The sequence below is a fragment of the Candidatus Polarisedimenticolia bacterium genome (assembly GCA_035764505.1).
GTDB lineage: Bacteria > Acidobacteriota > Polarisedimenticolia > Gp22-AA2 > AA152 > AA152.
This window is the reverse complement of record DASTZC010000137.1, coordinates 1-15780: the sequence shown is the minus strand read 5'-3', so window position 1 is coordinate 15780 and position 15780 is coordinate 1. Positions and strand designations below refer to the sequence as shown.

The 15780-nt window shown below is 64.6% G+C and carries 13 protein-coding genes; 3 read left to right on the top strand and 10 right to left on the bottom strand.

Going from position 1 to position 15780, the window contains the following annotated elements; genetic code table 11:
• Positions 1-129: 129 nt before the first annotated feature.
• The 8 genes from VFW45_09630 to VFW45_09595 form a co-directional block, all read right to left on the bottom strand.
• Positions 130-1152 carry a polysaccharide deacetylase family protein gene (locus tag VFW45_09630; protein ID HEU5181043.1) on the bottom strand — a complete coding sequence of 341 codons (1023 nt, stop codon included), beginning with the start codon at positions 1150-1152 and terminating at the stop codon, positions 130-132.
• 145 nt (positions 1153-1297) lie between these two features.
• Positions 1298-2191 carry a DUF4386 domain-containing protein gene (locus VFW45_09625; GenBank protein HEU5181042.1) on the bottom strand — a complete coding sequence of 298 codons (894 nt, stop codon included), beginning with the start codon at positions 2189-2191 and terminating at the stop codon, positions 1298-1300.
• Positions 2188-2445, bottom strand: a complete 258-nt coding sequence (locus VFW45_09620) for a helix-turn-helix transcriptional regulator (protein ID HEU5181041.1) — start codon at positions 2443-2445, stop codon at positions 2188-2190. The genes VFW45_09625 and VFW45_09620 overlap by 4 nt, the downstream gene beginning before the upstream one ends.
• Positions 2445-2972, bottom strand: coding sequence for a DUF2975 domain-containing protein (locus VFW45_09615; GenBank protein HEU5181040.1), 528 nt, complete (start codon positions 2970-2972; stop codon positions 2445-2447). Before VFW45_09615 ends, VFW45_09620 begins: the two co-directional genes overlap by 1 nt.
• A gap of 338 nt (positions 2973-3310) precedes the next feature.
• A complete protein-coding gene (locus VFW45_09610; protein ID HEU5181039.1) occupies positions 3311-4807 on the bottom strand; it encodes a hypothetical protein in 1497 nt (498 codons plus the stop codon).
• Between the two features lie 377 nt (positions 4808-5184).
• A complete protein-coding gene (locus VFW45_09605; GenBank protein ID HEU5181038.1) occupies positions 5185-6018 on the bottom strand; it encodes an SRPBCC domain-containing protein in 834 nt (277 codons plus the stop codon).
• A gap of 22 nt (positions 6019-6040) precedes the next feature.
• Complete coding sequence (locus VFW45_09600; protein ID HEU5181037.1) at positions 6041-6640, bottom strand: helix-turn-helix domain-containing protein; 600 nt, start codon at positions 6638-6640, stop codon at positions 6041-6043.
• A 225-nt stretch (positions 6641-6865) separates the two neighbouring features.
• Complete coding sequence (locus VFW45_09595) at positions 6866-8020, bottom strand: hypothetical protein (GenBank protein ID HEU5181036.1); 1155 nt, start codon at positions 8018-8020, stop codon at positions 6866-6868.
• 457 nt (positions 8021-8477) lie between these two features.
• Between VFW45_09595 and VFW45_09590 the strand changes: the two genes are divergently transcribed.
• The gene (locus VFW45_09590) at positions 8478-10040 is read left to right on the top strand and encodes an FAD-binding oxidoreductase (GenBank protein ID HEU5181035.1); all 1563 of its coding nucleotides are present in this window, start codon (positions 8478-8480) and stop codon (positions 10038-10040) included.
• Positions 10041-10052: 12 nt separating this feature from the next.
• On the opposite strand, the gene VFW45_09585 is transcribed toward VFW45_09590, so the two are convergent.
• Positions 10053-10394 carry a Kazal-type serine protease inhibitor family protein gene (locus VFW45_09585; protein ID HEU5181034.1) on the bottom strand — a complete coding sequence of 114 codons (342 nt, stop codon included), beginning with the start codon at positions 10392-10394 and terminating at the stop codon, positions 10053-10055.
• Positions 10395-10632: 238 nt separating this feature from the next.
• Here VFW45_09585 and VFW45_09580 point away from each other — a divergent pair, with 238 nt between their 5' ends.
• Positions 10633-12450, top strand: coding sequence for a serine/threonine-protein kinase (locus tag VFW45_09580; GenBank protein ID HEU5181033.1), 1818 nt, complete (start codon positions 10633-10635; stop codon positions 12448-12450).
• A gap of 54 nt (positions 12451-12504) precedes the next feature.
• Here VFW45_09580 and VFW45_09575 read toward each other — a convergent pair whose 3' ends face one another.
• Positions 12505-14535, bottom strand: a complete 2031-nt coding sequence (locus tag VFW45_09575; protein HEU5181032.1) for a PQQ-binding-like beta-propeller repeat protein — start codon at positions 14533-14535, stop codon at positions 12505-12507.
• Between the two features lie 403 nt (positions 14536-14938).
• Between VFW45_09575 and VFW45_09570 the strand changes: the two genes are divergently transcribed.
• A partial coding sequence (locus VFW45_09570; GenBank protein ID HEU5181031.1) for a hypothetical protein occupies positions 14939-15780 on the top strand: 842 nt, incomplete at its 3' end.

Here is a 15780-nt window from a genome sequence, read left to right as displayed (position 1 = left end):
AGCTGCCCCGATCGACGGCGCCGCGATCTGGGTTTTCTGGACGTCCCTGGGTGGGCGGCGCGCAGGGTACCCTGAGACTCGGGGACGCGTGAGGCGCTACGCCCGACGCACGTCGATGGGATGCGCCCTTCACCTCGCGGGACAGGTGCGTTCCAGATCGTCCTCGAGGTCGCGTGCGTAAACAGGCGCCTCCATCGGGACGCCGCGCGCCTTCGCGACGCGATAAGGGAATGCGGCGCCAAAACGAGCCGGAGCGCCCGTTTCCAGGTGATAGTAGTCGTCGGCGAGCGCCCTTTGAAGGTCGATCCACTTCACCCCTTCGCGCTCATAGGCGGTCAGCAGATCTTTGATGGCATCCGCATCGGCTGCACCGATGTGAAGCAGCAGGATCTGACGAACTTCGCGATGCACGAGCCGGTGGCCGAGCTCGCGCATCCGGCGCAGCTCTTCGACGTGCACATCGACGAACTTTCGACGCAGCTGCGCGAGCGCGGCCACATCATGCTGTTCAGTGCATCGCGAGAAGGGAGCGTTGAACGCCCAGTCGTCGGCGTCGATGCTCACCTCCGCCTTGACGTAACCGCGCCCTCGCAGGTACTCGCGAACGCCGTCGCGCTTCTCATTCGTGTCCCCCTCGAACAGGAAGGGATAGCGAAATACCTTCCAGAGCCCGGCATCGGGTTCGAGCGTCTTCAAGATCTCCTCGCCATGCTCGAGATCGGCGAGGTAATCCGCGAGACTCAAATGGTTCAGGTTCGGGTGAGAATAGGTATGGTTGCCCAGCGGATGCCCTGCTTGGCGCCAGCGACGCAAGATCGCTTCCAGCGACGGATCGTCCGCGACGCGCTTGCCGTTGACAAAGCCATAGACTTCCCGGAGTCCGTGTCGATCGAACGCCGAGAGCAAACGCTCGGCGATGGCCATACGATCGAACCCGGGCGTCGGCGGACCGTGGGCAGGAAGATCATCGACGGTGACCGCGACCTCGGGCACGCTCTGTGCGAGCGTCGCGTCTTTCGACCTGGTCTCGGGAGACTGAGGTGGATCAACGGCGCCAGGGTGACAGGCCACCATCGACACCACAAACCCGAGCGCGACGCCAATATGCCGGAAAGAGAGTGGCCACGATTTGCCAAGGCTTCGAAGGCTCATCGCGCGTAATGTAGCATGCGCGCTCGGTTGGGTGGACGAGCTTCCGCCGTGCCGGCGAGGACCTAGGGCACGGCCGCTTGTGAATAGGTTCTGGACAAGCACCCGGCTGTGCGGTTGCCGTGCGAAGCGCTGTCCGGCGTGATAATCATGTCCGCGCCGCCGCCGTGGCTGTTGAAGACTCCAACCAACGCCAGCGGATCACGAGCCCGAAGATGACGGCCAAAGAAGCCAGCACAAGGATGGCGTACCGGGTCGGGTCGATACGCCCGATGTTCAGCAACACGAGCGCCCCGGTACCGATCACGAAAGACAGCACCACCAAAAACGTGGCGAGTCGATCCAAGGGACATCCCCGCGCGCCCCAGATCAGGAGATAGAAGGTGAAGGGCATCTCACCCACCCCCAGGATCTGGCCGTACTGAGTGACGGCCCGCATCCAAGGCGGCAAGAACGCTCCGAACGAATTGATCACATACCCGGCGCCCGCGAAGAAGAGCGGGTACGCCAGCCATCGCGGGATAAACCCTGAGCGTATTACGAGGGCGCCCATCGGAAACAGCCACAGCCCCCAGAAGATCTGGTTGACGACGAGTCCGTAGTTGTGCAGCCGCAGGAAGAGCACCACCTGGGCCGCTGTCTCTCCCGGCCCGAGGACCGCCCCAATCGCGGGACTCTTGAGGAGGACGAGAGGCGCGATGTTGAACAAGGTATTGACGTAAGAGATCGGCACCGATACCAGCATCATTGCGGCCATGAGGAAGGAGCTCTTTTGGTCGACGTTTTTGAAGAGGTGGTACAGCGCGAGGCTCGCGAATAGGAGGACGGTCACCCCATAGAGCTCTGCGACGATAGCCGCGCGGAGCAGGTTCTCCGAGGCGCGTACCCGATCGACGGTCGCGAGGGCGCTGCCCTCGACCAGGAGGACGCCGGGGACGTAAAGGTAGGCGAAGGGTGCGAGGGAGCTTGCCAGTGCATACAGCAGCCCGGAGCGTCGGGCCTGACTCTGCGTCGAAATCATGGATCCGTCTTGGTGTTTCATCGGCTTGCGCTCCGTTTGCTCGCTACCGGCCGCGGCTCGGGTTCCGCGCGCTTGGCCTCGAAGCGGAGAATGTCGCCAGGCTGGCACGACAGCGCTTCGCAGATCGCATCGAGCGTCGTGAAGCGGATGGCGCGTGCTTTGCCGGTCTTGAGAATCGAGAGGTTGGCAAGCGTCATTCCAACCCGGTCCGCGAGCTCCGTCAGCGTCATTCGCCGGTCGTGGAGAAGGTCGTCGAGCTTGACGGCGATCGCCATCAGATCGTCCCTTCGAGGTCGTCACGCATGAGCGTGCCTTCCGCGAACACCCGCGCCAGCAGGAAGGTGAGGAGGACGGCGAGCCAGCCGTTGATCGAAAAGCCGGCGTTGAGATTCACGGGATGCGCCGGGGTCGAAATGATCTTGCCGATGGCACCGATGACGATGCTGAGCAGCTGAACCGCGAGCAGGGTCCAGGCGATCACTTGCAGGTGCCGCGCATTCGTGGCGACGAAGGGATCTCCCGCGCGAACTGTCTCGACAATCGCGAGAAGCCGCTTCAGGATCAAGTAGTTCAATGGGATTGCTACGAGACCGAGCATGGCGACCGCGCGGAGGCCCCATACGAGCCGCTCCGCGTCCGGCGAAGGGGAAAGATCGAAAGACGACATAATCCATTGCCTGTTGGGCATGATGAACAACAGCGCCAGGATTGCTGCTGCCATCAACCAGTTCAGAACGATGAGTATGCGCAGCACGACGTAGGTAATCGGCAGGGCGGCGGAGGACGAGACAGGCTTGGACATATTCATCTCCCCTGAAATTATCGATTAACGATATGCCATTTATCGAATGAAGTCAATATGGGTATTGACAAACGATAAATCAGCCCCGGTTGGCCAGCAGAATGAGGGCTGTGAGGGCCCGGTCGAGGGGGGCCTTTGAAGGGATGACGGTGTGAGCTAACTAGTTGTAGGGTTCATTCCGGGAGGCAGGCAAGAGCCTCCTCCACGCCTTTGGTGAGCCCGGGCTCTGGCCACGGGATGTCCAGAGCCTTCCAGCTCCGTCCTGCATTGCGACGACGCAAGGCCCGCCGCGCGGTTGATCTCCGCGCGGCGGGCCCCCGCTGGACTGACCGGAAGGCCTACCGGTCGTCCGAGTCCCTGCCTTCCGAAGCCGGCACGGCCGGGGAGACCGCGGTGGCGAACCCCGTCAGGATCCAGGCTCGCTGGCTGTTGGCGAATCGCGGCGCAAGCATCCCGTCGTTGATCTCACGCGTCACGGCGAATCGGTCGTAGGACGTTGCGGGCAGGAACAGCCGCGCATTGTCCTGGAAGCCGTCGGAGGCGCTGTCGACGTCTCCTTCGACCGCGGAGATGACGCCGTCGCGGTCTTGATCGACTCGCGCGACTTCTTTGGCGTAGGCATCGTTGATGCGCTGCAGCACGTCGGTCAGGCCCGGCTCGAACGACCTCGGCCGCTCGAACACGTCGAGGTAGATCTCGTGCGTCAGGCCGCTCGGGATGAAGCGCATGCGGAACTCGCGCTGAGCGTCGTCCTCGCCGTCGAATTTGTCCGGGTCACGGGGAAGGAACGGGCTGTCGCCGTACTGCACGGGATCGTTCTGGAACCCCGAGGGCCCGGAGCCGGGGATGAGGCTGGTCTGCGCGCCGATGTTCCCGGCTTCGAAGGTCCCCGCAAACCCGCCGGTAAACGGCAGCTCGTAGAGCGGAAACGTCCAGTTCGTCGTGTAGTTGAACTCCCAGTAAGAGTGCACGTCGCTCTGCTGCAGCGCGTTGTAGGCTCCCATGCTCAGGTAGATCGGCACGAGGTTGGCGTGGATGGCGGGGAAGTGATCGGATTCGGACGGGAAGCGGACCGCGTTGCCGTCGGTGGTGAACAGGTGATCGAGCGTGTTGTTGCCGGTGCCCATCGCCCGCAGGGCGTCGGCGTCGATCTGGAGGATCGTCCCGAACTGCGCCTTGCCGTCCGGGCGCGGCGGGGCGACCGGCGCGACCCGCAGGTCGTGGATCATCCAGCCCTCGTACCAGCCGCTCTCGTTGTTGATGACGAACAGCGGATGCAGGTCGGTGAACACGTCGATGAAGGCGCGCACGTCGCTGGGATCCGTCGGCAGGTCGGGCTTCGGCTCGACGACCATGCGGACCGCGCCGATGGTCGGCAGGCCGCAGTCGGCACCCGTCGCCGTCAAATCCACCTGGTCGTTGATGCCAGGGAAAATCGTCGTAAAGACGTTGCGCTCGAAGTTGTGAGTGTCGAGGAGGTAGTACTGGAACAGCTGGCTCGCATGGTCCGCCTCCGCGAATGCCTGCACCGGCGCCACGGTGTGCGGCCGGCCGGCGAGCCGGATGAGCCGCTCCCGGAGAGCCTGCGGAAGGAGCCGGATGTCACCCCGGTTCGCCAGAGTCGCCATGTCGCTCCGCGAGTGGGTGTTCGGATGACAGGGCGGGGAGACGGTGTCGGTCTCGAGGGTTACCGATCGCGCCACCGCCGGTCTGATCCCCTTTCCATCCACCTGGGATTCGGCGGCGGCACGGGCGCCGCCGAGCAGCAGGGCGCCGGCGATCGCAATGGACAGCAGCAGCGAATTCTTGAATCGGCTCGTTTCGGTGGGTCTCATGCGGACCTCCCTTTCTCCGACCTTATCCAGAAGGGCGACCCTGCGGGATTGCCTGGACGCCTGCTGGCGTCCCCATAACGCACGGGACGTGCCAGCGACGCGAGCGTCGTGAGGATTCGGCGCAAACGCCTGCCCTGCACGCGGTTCAACGGTTGGGGAGGGGGCCGGCGCGCGTCGAGCGCGCAGCAGACAATTGACGGCCTATTGGGAGAATGACGAAGGAATGGCAACCGCTGCGCGCGCGGTTCGACGCAAAGCCGCTCCGGACGGTGACTTCACGCACCGTCGCGAAGCGGCTCACGGATGGTGACCTCGCGCACCGTCGCGGGAGGTTGGGGAGGGTCTGTTCCCCTGCAGGTTTCAGTCGGAGACGACTTCTACATCTGCGGCATCGGGAACTTCTCGGCCATCCACCCCTGCCACTTCTCGGCGTCGCGCTTGACGACCGAATCCGCGTTGTTGCCGTAGAGGTAGAAGTAGATCGTCGCCATCGGCCCACCCATGCAGTTGTTCGCACCCAGGGCGAGCACTCCCGGCACCGGCTCATCCAGATGCACCTGCAGAGTCGCCTCTTCGTGCTTGAGAGCCTTGTGGATCGGTACGACCGTGCCGACAACTCCGCTGATCGACGCGCCGTTCACCGTCGCTCTCACCCGCTGCCCTTCGCGCGCGTCACTGAGATTGAGCCCGCTGAGGAGCTTGCTCCAGACCTCGGCGACGGAGCTTCCGCCCATGCCCATCGCCTGGATCGAGGCGCTGCGCTGTCCGCGGAAATTCGCCAGGTAGTTCTTGAGGATGCGGAAGAAGCCGGGCCACCCGTTCTCGACGCCCTCGAGCTGATTGTCCCAATCGTCGGTTTCCGCGAAGAGAGAATGGACGACGCGCACGAGGCATGTTCCGCCACTACGCGCTTCGACCGTCCACTCGGTGGCGATGACCGGCGAGTCCGGTCCCCAGCTGTCCTCCGCGGCCAGGCGGCGCGGCGCATCGTAGGCTGTAATGCTCGCGGCGGATTCCATGCCGGGAGCGAACTCCATCTTCATCTTCGTGGGCTTGCCGTCGGGACCGGGCTCGATCATTTCCGTCGGCACGAACCAGGCGCTGATGCCCGGACCGGTGGCGATGGCCTGCCAGACCTGCTCCGGAGTGCCCGGCACCTCGACCTCGACCTGGATGGAACGACGTCCGTTGGCTTCTTTCTTGACAGGCATGATGGCTCCTAGTCTTGAACCTTCAATTTGGGGCTTCCGATTTCTTCTGGGGTAGTGGATGGGCAACGAGCACGAGGCGATGAGAGCGTCCGCCGGCCGCGGAGGCATCGTGATAACGGGCGACCAGCTGCGTGACGGCCCCGGTGAGCTCGCGGGTGAACACGGCGCGGTCCTCGGGCGAACGGAACCGGACTTCGGTGTCGATGGCCAGGGTCGCGAGACGCTTTTCCTGCTCCTGGGCACGACGGAGCAGGCCGCCCACCTCTTGCACCATGCGCGCCGCCAGCGCGATCAGGTAGCTCGCCGAGAGACGATCCGCGGTGCGCCCGGGATCGGCGGCCGCTTCTCCCATCGCGGCGGGGGAGACCACATAAGAGATCGCCGATGCGACGAGCAGCCGCTCGGTGAGCCCGCCCCACTTGCGCTTCTTAGCGACGCGAACGAGCTTGTGCGCCTCGAGGGTCCGCAGGTGATAGTTGACCTTCTGGCGGGGAATTCCCAGACGCGCGGCCAGCGCAGCCGCCGAAGCCGGTTCCGCCAGCTCCGCCAGCAAGCGGCTGCGGACCGGGTCCAGCGCCACGGCCGCGGAAGCAGGGTCGTCGATGACCTGTACGCCAAGCATGGCGCGTATTCAATCATTGACAAAAAGATTTGTCAAGAGCGAAAAACGAACCGTCCCGGGAAAGATGCGCGAGCTCAGGCATGAGGGTAAATGGGCTCTGGCAGGGTCGCCGCGATGATGAGGCGATCACGACGGTAATGGACGGAATGCATAGTGGTGCGGAGCCTGTTGTTTCCTGGCGTTCTAATCCGCGTGTTGTGGAACTCGAAGCTCCCTAGAGCGAGTTCAGTAGGCGTGGACCAGGCAGTGGCGGTTGTTGAAGCGCAAGACAGGCGTTATCCATTCCCTGCGATAGAGCTCTCCCCAGCTTTCCGGTAGTCGTTCGCGACCCGGAAACAACCGGCGGGCGAGCACTCTTCGCCAGCTCCACCGGCTCTCCGTGAGGCCGAGCCGCATCGCTGGTGTGCTGCGGTCGGGCCGGCGCTCTGAGCGCCACTTCACGAAGTTCCTCCATACCATCGCCAAGAACAATCGCTCGGCCAGCGCATTGATGCGCCGGCCAAAGGCGATCGTTTCGCGACGGTGATGGGCCAGGCTGTGCCGCATGAGTGCGTGCAGCTGGTCTACCGGAAACATGGCGCGGTCCCGCTCGAGCATCTCCGGCGTGCGCGGGGCTCCTTTCGGGCCGCGTCGCGGGTTCGGGAAACGCTGCAGCCGTACTCGATCCGCGAACCCGGCTGCGGCTCGCTCATATGAAGGATGGCCGTCACCCACCAGATTCAGATGGCCTGCTTCGGGTATCAGCCGCACCAGTAATTGAAGGATGCGCCGACTCGACGCCTCATATCCCCCCTGCAATTTGCGACGAGGTCGCTGCAACAATCGCTCCTGTTGGACTGCCGACTTCCTTCCTGAGCGAAGATGCGGCGCGGGATCGGCGCCATAGAGGTACCATGAGTCCCGACCCACGGGAGTGGCGACCCCGAACGGGAAATCCTGGCTGAACTCGAATGTCTCGAAGTGATCGAGGACCACAGTTTCTGACAGGCTGCCCTCGAGATGCTGCAAGGCATGAGCGCTCAGCAACAATGCATGCCGACCGAGCCGGGCGCTAAGCCGGGTGACCGTGGAAGGTGCGCAACCCAGCGTGCGCGCCAGCTGACGGTGCGCACAGCCTGCCTGCAACCCCGCAGCGATGGGAACGAGCAACTCCGGCCGCTTGAGGTAATACGACACCGCGAAGCTCTGGCGAGAAAACGTGCGCTTGCACTCCGAACAACGGAAGCGTGGAACGGAGCTGCGCCGGTGAGTGTCGTACGCCCCATGATGGATAAAGGAATAGCCGCGTAACCGACGCGTGTGCTGCGGACAGTCGGGCCAGGGGCAGAAACGAGGCCGGAAAAATCGCAGGCGCTCAATCGGGACCTTGGGCCAGCGCATGGGCGCTGATACCTCAAGTAGCGTGCCAGCAACTCCAAGAGAAATCTGTTGGAAATAATGCAGTTATGGAAGGAGATGGCCGAATCGACGTCCGTGCGCATTCACCTTGCTTGGCGACTGTCCGCCAGTGAACACAACAAGGTCCGCACCACCATGGACGGAATGGCGTACTATCCGATGCCCAGGCGGCGGGATTCGGGGGTGGCTCGAGATGCGTCGACGGGATTTTCTTCAGGGCGTGGCTGCGATTGTGGCGCTGGATCTTTTCCGGCAATTTCCGATGCCGGCGCAAGCGCGGAGCCTCGCGCGCGGGCGGGTCCGGCCAACGGATCCTGAGTGGCCGAGCGCGGAGAAGTGGGAAGCCCTGAACCGCAAGGTCGGCGGGAGTCTCATTCGGCCGAAGTCCCTTTTCGCGTCGTGTGAGTCCGATCGCAAGGGGGCGGCGTGTGCGGAGGTAATGGAGAAGATGCGCAATCCGTTCTACCTCGGCGATCAGCCCGGAGGGACGGAGGTGTCGGGTTGGCTGGATGCGTGGACCCCGGCACCGAGCGCCTACGGCATCGCGGCCCGCACCACAGCCGACGTGGTCGCCGGGGTGGATTTCGCCCGCCGGCACAATCTGCGTCTGGTGGTGAAAGGCACGGGGCACAGTTACCTGGGGACCTCGAACGCTCCCGATTCCCTCCTGATCTGGACGCGAGCGATGAACAAGGTGATGCTGCACGATGGTTTTGTCGGCCAGAGATGCGGGAAGAACGCAGCGCCCAGCCCGGCAGTCAGCGCAGGGGCGGGATGCATGTGGATCGATCTCTACAACGCGGTGACGACCCAGGCCGGGCGCTACGTGCAGGGCGGCGGCTGTACGACCGTCGGAGTCGCCGGTCTGGTACAAAGCGGTGGATTCGGCTCCTTTTCCAAGGGATTCGGCAGCGCGGCCGCGGGACTGCTCGAAGCAGAGGTGGTCACCGCCGACGGCCGGGTGCGGATTGCGAATGCGTGCACGAATCCGGATCTCTTCTGGGCCCTCAAGGGAGGCGGGGGCGGCAGCTGGGGCGTCGTCACACGGGTGACGCTGCGCACGCACCGGCTTCCGGAGAGCTTTGGCTTCGCCGCCGGCTCCATCCAGGCGCAATCGGATGCCGCCTTCCGGCAGCTCATCGGCCGCGCCATGGACCTCTACCGCGACAAGCTTTTCAATCCGCACTGGGGCGAGCAGATGAAGCTGGGACCGGACAATACCCTGGAGCTCTCGATGGTGTGCCAGGGGCTCAGCGATGATCAGATCACTCAGGTGTGGAGGCCGTTTTTCGAATGGGTGAATAGCGAGAAGGACCTCAAGGCATCGGACCTCAACACGGGAGCGCGGCCGGCCCGGCCCTGGTGGGACGTGGTCGCCAGAAAGAAACGGGGAAGCAAGGCGATGATCAGCGACCCGAGGCCCGGGGCGTCCGAGACCCATGCCTGGTGGAGCGGCGACCAGGACCAGGTGGGCGCCTTCATCCATGGGTACGATTCGATGTGGCTTCCGGCCTCGCTCCTGGAAGACGGCAGGCGAGAACAACTTGTCGAGGCGCTGTTCGCTGCCAGCCGTCACAAGAAAGTCGAGATGCACTTCAACAAGGGAATCGCCGGGGCGCCGCCGGAAGCGGTGGCGGCAACCAGGGCCACGGCGACCAACCCGGAGGTCACGAAGGCGTTTGTGCTGGTCATCATCGCCGATGGCGAGCGCCCGGCGTATCCGGGGTTGGAGCGCCCCGCGATTGAAGTGGATGCCGCGCGCAGGAACGCTCGCGAGATCGACCTGGCTGCCGCCGAGCTTCGCAAGATCGCGCCGGGTTCCGGCTCCTACGTCTCGGAGAGCAATTTCTTCAACGCCGCGTGGCAGAAGGAGTACTGGGGCACGAACTACGCGCGGCTGCAGGCGGTGAAAAAGCAATACGATCCGGATGGATTGTTCATCGTCCATCACGGCGTGGGCAGCGAGGAGTGGAGCCCCGACGGCTTCACGAAGGTCTCCTGAGCAGCCCGCTCCTCAGCTGCCGGGCGTCGGGGGCTGTTCCTTCTCGCAGGCGCCTTCGTGGTTCTTCTGGACCCGAACCCGCTGGCGCTCGCAATCGTTGGGATAAGTGTGATTGTCGCAGCCGCACACAGGTTTGGCTTCGTCGGTGCACGTCTGGGATATCTTGACGCAAACGCCACCAGCCTCCTGATCGTCACACCGTCCCTGCAGATCGCACCACAGCCCCTCCTCGCATTGATGGCCCTCGACGCCTGCGCAGGCCTCGCCTTCCTTGCTGCGAGTTTCCTGAACGGGTTTGCTGGATGAGCCCGCCAGAAGAAGGAATCCTAGAATCATGCCGGCAAGTATCTTCACTTTTACCTCCTATGACCGACCGGATAGCCGGAAAGCCTTTCCCGGGGCCTGATTCCGGCCACCAGGCTCCCCTATGCATACTTGCACTCGTTGCCGTGATGTTCAAATGCTTTTGTGAGAAACCGGGTCTCGGCCTCGCCGCCGGAGACCTGGGTGAACCGCTTCGGCTGGTGAAAACTGCGGGTCCGGCCCTGCAAATGCTAGAGTTAGGCCTGTCGGAAGAGGGCCGGAGAGCCTTGTGGACGAGATAGCGCTGAGAATCGCCGAGTCCATTGCCGACCGTTACCGCATCGAGCGGAAGCTTGGCGCGGGAGGCATGGCGAACGTCTATCTGGCCCGCGACCTCCGGTACGATCGCGACACCGCGATCAAGGTGATGCGTCCTGAGCTGGCGGAGACCCTGGGAGTCCAGCGATTCCTGCGAGAGATCCGTCTCCTGGCGCATTTGCAGCACCCCAATATCCTCAGCCTCGTCGACTCCGGAGAAGCCGGGGGCCTGGTCTACTACGTCATGCCCTACCTTGCCGGCGGCTCGCTGCGTGATCGATTGAACCATGAGCGAGAGCTTCCCATTGCCGACGCTATCCAGATTCTGCGTGAGGCTGCCGGCGCGCTCGCGCACGCCCATTCGAACGGTATCGTGCATCGCGACATCAAGCCGGAGAACATCCTCTTCAACGCCGGTCACGTGCAGGTGTCGGACTTCGGCATCGCGCGGATGATCTCCGGGGACAACCCGGACCATGAGCTGGCCACGACGCTGACGGCCGTGGGACTGACGATGGGGACGCCGCAATACATGGCGCCCGAGCAGGCCGCCGGCGATCCCAATACGGATCACCGGGCCGACCTGTACGCTCTGGGCGTGCTGGCGTATGAGTCGCTTTCCGGCGCTCCGCCTTTCGTCGCGGGCAGCGCGGCGCAGCTCTCCATGCTGCGGCTGACCCAGGAGCCGGCGCCGCTGTCGAGGCAGCGCTCTTCCGTGCCCGCGGCGCTCGAGGAGGCGGTGAGACGCTGTCTCCAGGTGCGGCCTGCCGATCGATGGCAGTCCGCCGAGGAGCTTCTGGCCGCACTGGACCGGGCCGTCCGTCCGGACGGTACATCCATAAGCGGCTCGCGACGGGGAGGGACAATCACGGCACGAATGCCGGTCACCGAGACCCTCGCCCGCAAGCTGGATCGGCGCAGCTTCGATCCCAGAATGATCGGCGATTCGCTCGAGTATCTGGACAATCAGGCGGAAAGCGACGTGCTGGTCATGATGCTCAATGCGGTCTGGCTGGACGGATCCGACTTCGAGACGCACCTGCGCACGCTGCCTTACCACTGCATCGCGCCTACCTTGTACGGATTCGAGCCCCGGCCGCGATACCGCATGGCTCTGCCGCTGCGCGACCACATCCTTTTCCTCTCTGAGCTCCTGAGCGTGACGGTGAAGGAAAGCAACCCTTCACTGGTGATTGTCGTGGGGTTTTCCGCCTCGGGAGACTTCGTGCTGCAGCTCGCTTCCAGCACGCCCGCCGGCGTTCGGGCGCCTGACGGGGTCCTCGCCCTGGGGCCCAATCAGGGGGTCGAGACCTGCTTCATCAGCCGCGTGCTTGCGAAGCTGGAAAGCAACGATCCCGTGAAGCTGCTGGCGGCCCTGCGGACCATCAGCGAAACAGCGTCGAGTGTCGACGAATGGATGCTGCTCAACGGTTATCTGGGTCGAATCATGGCCCGGTTCCGGGACGACCTGTCGCCGCTATGCCGTCTGGGCCGCGACCTGGTCCAGCCTTTCGAGCGGGACGGACCGGAAGCATTCGCTCAGATGTACCGGGAGGCCGCCGCCCGGGCGCGGCTCGTCCGCTGCGTCTTCGAGGATACCGACACCTGCAAGGGGCTTTTGCGGACTGTCCTCACGGATCACATGGACCGGCAGATTCTCGGTGAGCATCATCGTGACGGCTCACTCCTCATCGAGCCGACTCCGAGCCATTTCGAGCTCATCCAGCCCGAGCGAATCGCCGCGCATCTCGCTGCCATGGTCGAAGAGCTGCGCGCGGCAAAGAGCTAGCGGCGCAGGACTCCGTAGAGCTCCGGCGGCCGGTCAGAACCAGACGAACAGGTGTCAGAGCCGGTAGCCGGTCAGGGTTCCCGGTGCGGTCTGCAGGAACAGCATGCCGGCGATGTCGTCGACGGCGTAGACCGGCTCGCGCTCCTTGCCGAGGTCGACGCGGGAGCGTGGCTGCGCGCTGTCCTTGTCGATCTGGAGGAGGATGTTGCCTTTCCCTTCCGGCGCAGGAGTCAGCATGAAAACCGATTCCGGGATGGTGAGCGAGGCCCGGAAACGCTTCGAGGCGAGGGCAGCGGCCTGGCGTGAGTAGCCGGTCAGCTGGGCGCCGCCCCTCTTGTACGCCGCCGCCACCTCTCCCGTGAGCTGCTGGGTCCCCGGATCGATCGCCTTTCTGGACGCCTCCGCGAAAGCTTCTCCGTACGCCGAGGCGGCGGCGCCGTACAGACCGGCGCGCACCGCTTCGATCCCGTAGAGGGCGCGCAGAAGTCCGGGAAGCCGCGGCGCCGGATAGTAAGCCTGCTGCTTGATCTGCCCATCCCGTCCCAGGACGACCAGGTTCTGGGAGGAGATCAGGACGATCCCCGCGGGCCGGATCTCGATGTCGGTCGGGTCCTCGCCTCCTTGCAGCGTGACCTCGTTGCCCAGGGCTTTGAAGGTGCCCGCGTCACGATCGACGGCGTACAGCCGGTGATCGCGATTGGCGAACACGTAGAGCGTCCGACCCTCCACGGCATGGTTCAGGAGGAAGCGTGCGGCGTCGTACTCGCCCGACATCAGCTGCCTGCCGCTTTCGATCGCGTCCTTGAACCGCGGCGCGCCGCTCGCGAGATCGATGAAGTTCACCTCGCCGTTGGTCGCCGCGTCCGGACTCGAGATGTAGAGGAGGCCCGCCGGAGTGAGCTCGGCATAGTCGAGCCGGCCCTTGATCTTCACGTCCTTCTCGAGGCGCAGGGTGGCCGTTGCCACGTCCAGCACGTTCACGAAGGTGCGTGACTCGGCGTCCACCGCGAGCACGGCGGCGCCGCCGGTGATGAAGGCGTCCGTCACGGTGCCGCGCATGCGCAAGGGTTTGGGGGCGACCGTGGATCCATCCTCGTAGCGCGCCACGTTCAGTCCCGTTTGCACCACGCCGTTCACGATCCGCACCTTGCCGGTCGCCTCGTTCGCCGGGGGCGATTCGGGAAGGATGACGATACCGTTGGGGTGCTGGACGATGTCGTGCACGAACCCTTCGATCGTGGCGGGTTTGGGCCAGAGGGCGCGGCCGTCCGTGAGCGCCAAGGCCATGAGGCGGTCGTCGAAGCTGACGTAGAAGCGATCGGACTGCTTGCGCGACGGATAGAGGCGCACGTGGCGCGCGGGGCTGCCGGCCCGGGCGGTGGGAAGCTGGGCGGACCAGCGCACCAAGCCGGTGCGAGCGTCGAGCCCGCGCAGGCCGGTCAGCGTGTTCACGACGAGGAGATCCGGTCCGGCCTGCATCACCTCGAGCGTGGTCCGTTCCGACGCGGCACGCGTCATACCCTGCATGAGCGCCGCAAACCCCTTCTTCTTCGGCTCGCTCGACTCGAACAGTGACTCGTTCACCCAGCGCTGCGCGCCGGTCGAAAGATCGTAGAGCGCCACCACCGGAGGTCCGTCTGCCCGCTGCCCGTGGACCAGCATGGAGCCGCTTTCCGGCAGCACCCGGCGGGTGACGATCGTGGTCAGGTTCAGGCGCCGGGAGTCGAAAACGATCCCGCCGGTCACCGGGTCGAAGACGACGAGCAGCCCCGGTCGCTGTGCCTCCATGAGAAGCGAGCCTTCGACCATCCGGACGTCGTCGGTCGAAACTCCTCCCAGGTCGGGGCTCTCCCAGACAATCTGGCCGTGCTCGGTGTCGACGGAGGCGAGCGCCGAGTCGGTCGACACGAGAAGTGCCCCCGCGGGCGTGACCTGCTGCCAGCGGATATCTCCCTTCATCTTTATTGTCCAGGCAGGAGCCGCTCCCGATGGAGCGGGCGGCACGGGACGGGCCTGGCCGGCCGCGCAGAGGGCGGCGACCAACGACAGTGGCAGGAGCACGCGACCGGCAATCTTGTGTGTCATGTCGAACCTCCCCGCGGAAACTTAGGCACCGGAAGGCTCCGTGTCACGTTTCCAGGACCAGGAAGGATTGGAAGCTTCACGAGAATCATCAGCCGAAAAAAATCCTCTAGAATCTCTAACCTGCTGACCTGTATGAGCTAATGGCCATCCGGTCGGTCTTTCTGCCCGCCACATTCAAGCTTTGTTCAAGTCCTGCCCCGTACCGTTCATCCGTTGATTCCGAGTTTTTCTTGGCGCGGCCGGCCGGCGCGGCTGCGTCTCGAGGACGCTTGCCGGAACAAGGAGAGGCGCAATGAGTAATGCAGGGCATCGAAAGGGGGCAGCGACCTTCAGCTGGGCCGTGCGAGGGCGTCCGGGGAGATGGCTCAGAACCGCCCTCCTGGCTTTGATCTCAATCGCGTTCGTGTTCACGCGATCGCCGCTGCGCGCGGCGGACCCGACCTCGGCGACGATCACGCTGTCATCCACGCCGATCGGCTGGCAGGGGACGGCTCTCGGCGGTGGCGGGGTGAACGACGTGGGGATCGGCTTCGTCGGCGGCGAAGACCTGTGCGTGGAGGGCGTCAGCTGCGACAACTTCACCTTGACGATTGGCGGAAGTCCCGCCGATTGGATCAATGCCGGCAAGATGGTGCACGTTCACCTCGAATGGACCGTGCCGGTCCAGGATTTCGACCTCTACATCCACAAGGGGGATTTGAACGGTCCCGTCGTCGCCAGCTCCGGCAACGGCGCGACCAACGGCATTCTCACCAGCGAGGACACCGATCTGGATCCGAAGCGGCCGGCGGTCGGCACGGGCACTTTCGCGGTGCATGTCGTCTATTACACCGCGACGCTGGCCGATCAATACCGGGCCACGGCCCGGGTCGTGGACGCTCCGGTCACCCCGCCGCCCCCGCCGCCGCCCCCTCCTCCGGGCGCCGAGCCCGCCGGGACGGCGCGCTTCTACAACTACATCGCTCCTCCCGGCCTCGGGGACGATTCCGGCGAGCCTTCGATCGGCGTCAACGGTCGCAGTGAGAAGACCTTCAGCGGCGTGCCCAACGGCGGTACGGTGAACTACTTCGGCGGCTTCCTTCCCTACATGCTGCGCGTCACCTTCAACGACGGCGTGTGGCCCGCCAAGGCGACCTGGGAGACGCCACCGCTGACGGTGGCGACGGCTCCGCGCGTCGCGGGCGATCCCATCCTATTCACCGATCGGGTGACGGGCCGCACCTTCGTCACGCAGGAGATTGGTCT

Coding starts and splice junctions, on each gene's coding strand:
- VFW45_09605 (HEU5181038.1), bottom strand. CDS start 6,018: ATGCCTGTCAAGAAAGAAGCCAACGGACGTCGTTCCATCCAGGTCGAG.
- VFW45_09600 (HEU5181037.1), bottom strand. CDS start 6,640: ATGCTTGGCGTACAGGTCATCGACGACCCTGCTTCCGCGGCCGTGGCG.
- VFW45_09630 (HEU5181043.1), bottom strand. CDS start 1,152: ATGAGCCTTCGAAGCCTTGGCAAATCGTGGCCACTCTCTTTCCGGCAT.
- VFW45_09595 (HEU5181036.1), bottom strand. CDS start 8,020: ATGCGCTGGCCCAAGGTCCCGATTGAGCGCCTGCGATTTTTCCGGCCT.
- VFW45_09610 (HEU5181039.1), bottom strand. CDS start 4,807: ATGAGACCCACCGAAACGAGCCGATTCAAGAATTCGCTGCTGCTGTCC.
- VFW45_09615 (HEU5181040.1), bottom strand. CDS start 2,972: ATGTCCAAGCCTGTCTCGTCCTCCGCCGCCCTGCCGATTACCTACGTC.
- VFW45_09590 (HEU5181035.1), top strand. CDS start 8,478: ATGGAGAAGATGCGCAATCCGTTCTACCTCGGCGATCAGCCCGGAGGG.
- VFW45_09575 (HEU5181032.1), bottom strand. CDS start 14,535: ATGACACACAAGATTGCCGGTCGCGTGCTCCTGCCACTGTCGTTGGTC.
- VFW45_09620 (HEU5181041.1), bottom strand. CDS start 2,445: ATGGCGATCGCCGTCAAGCTCGACGACCTTCTCCACGACCGGCGAATG.
- VFW45_09625 (HEU5181042.1), bottom strand. CDS start 2,191: ATGAAACACCAAGACGGATCCATGATTTCGACGCAGAGTCAGGCCCGA.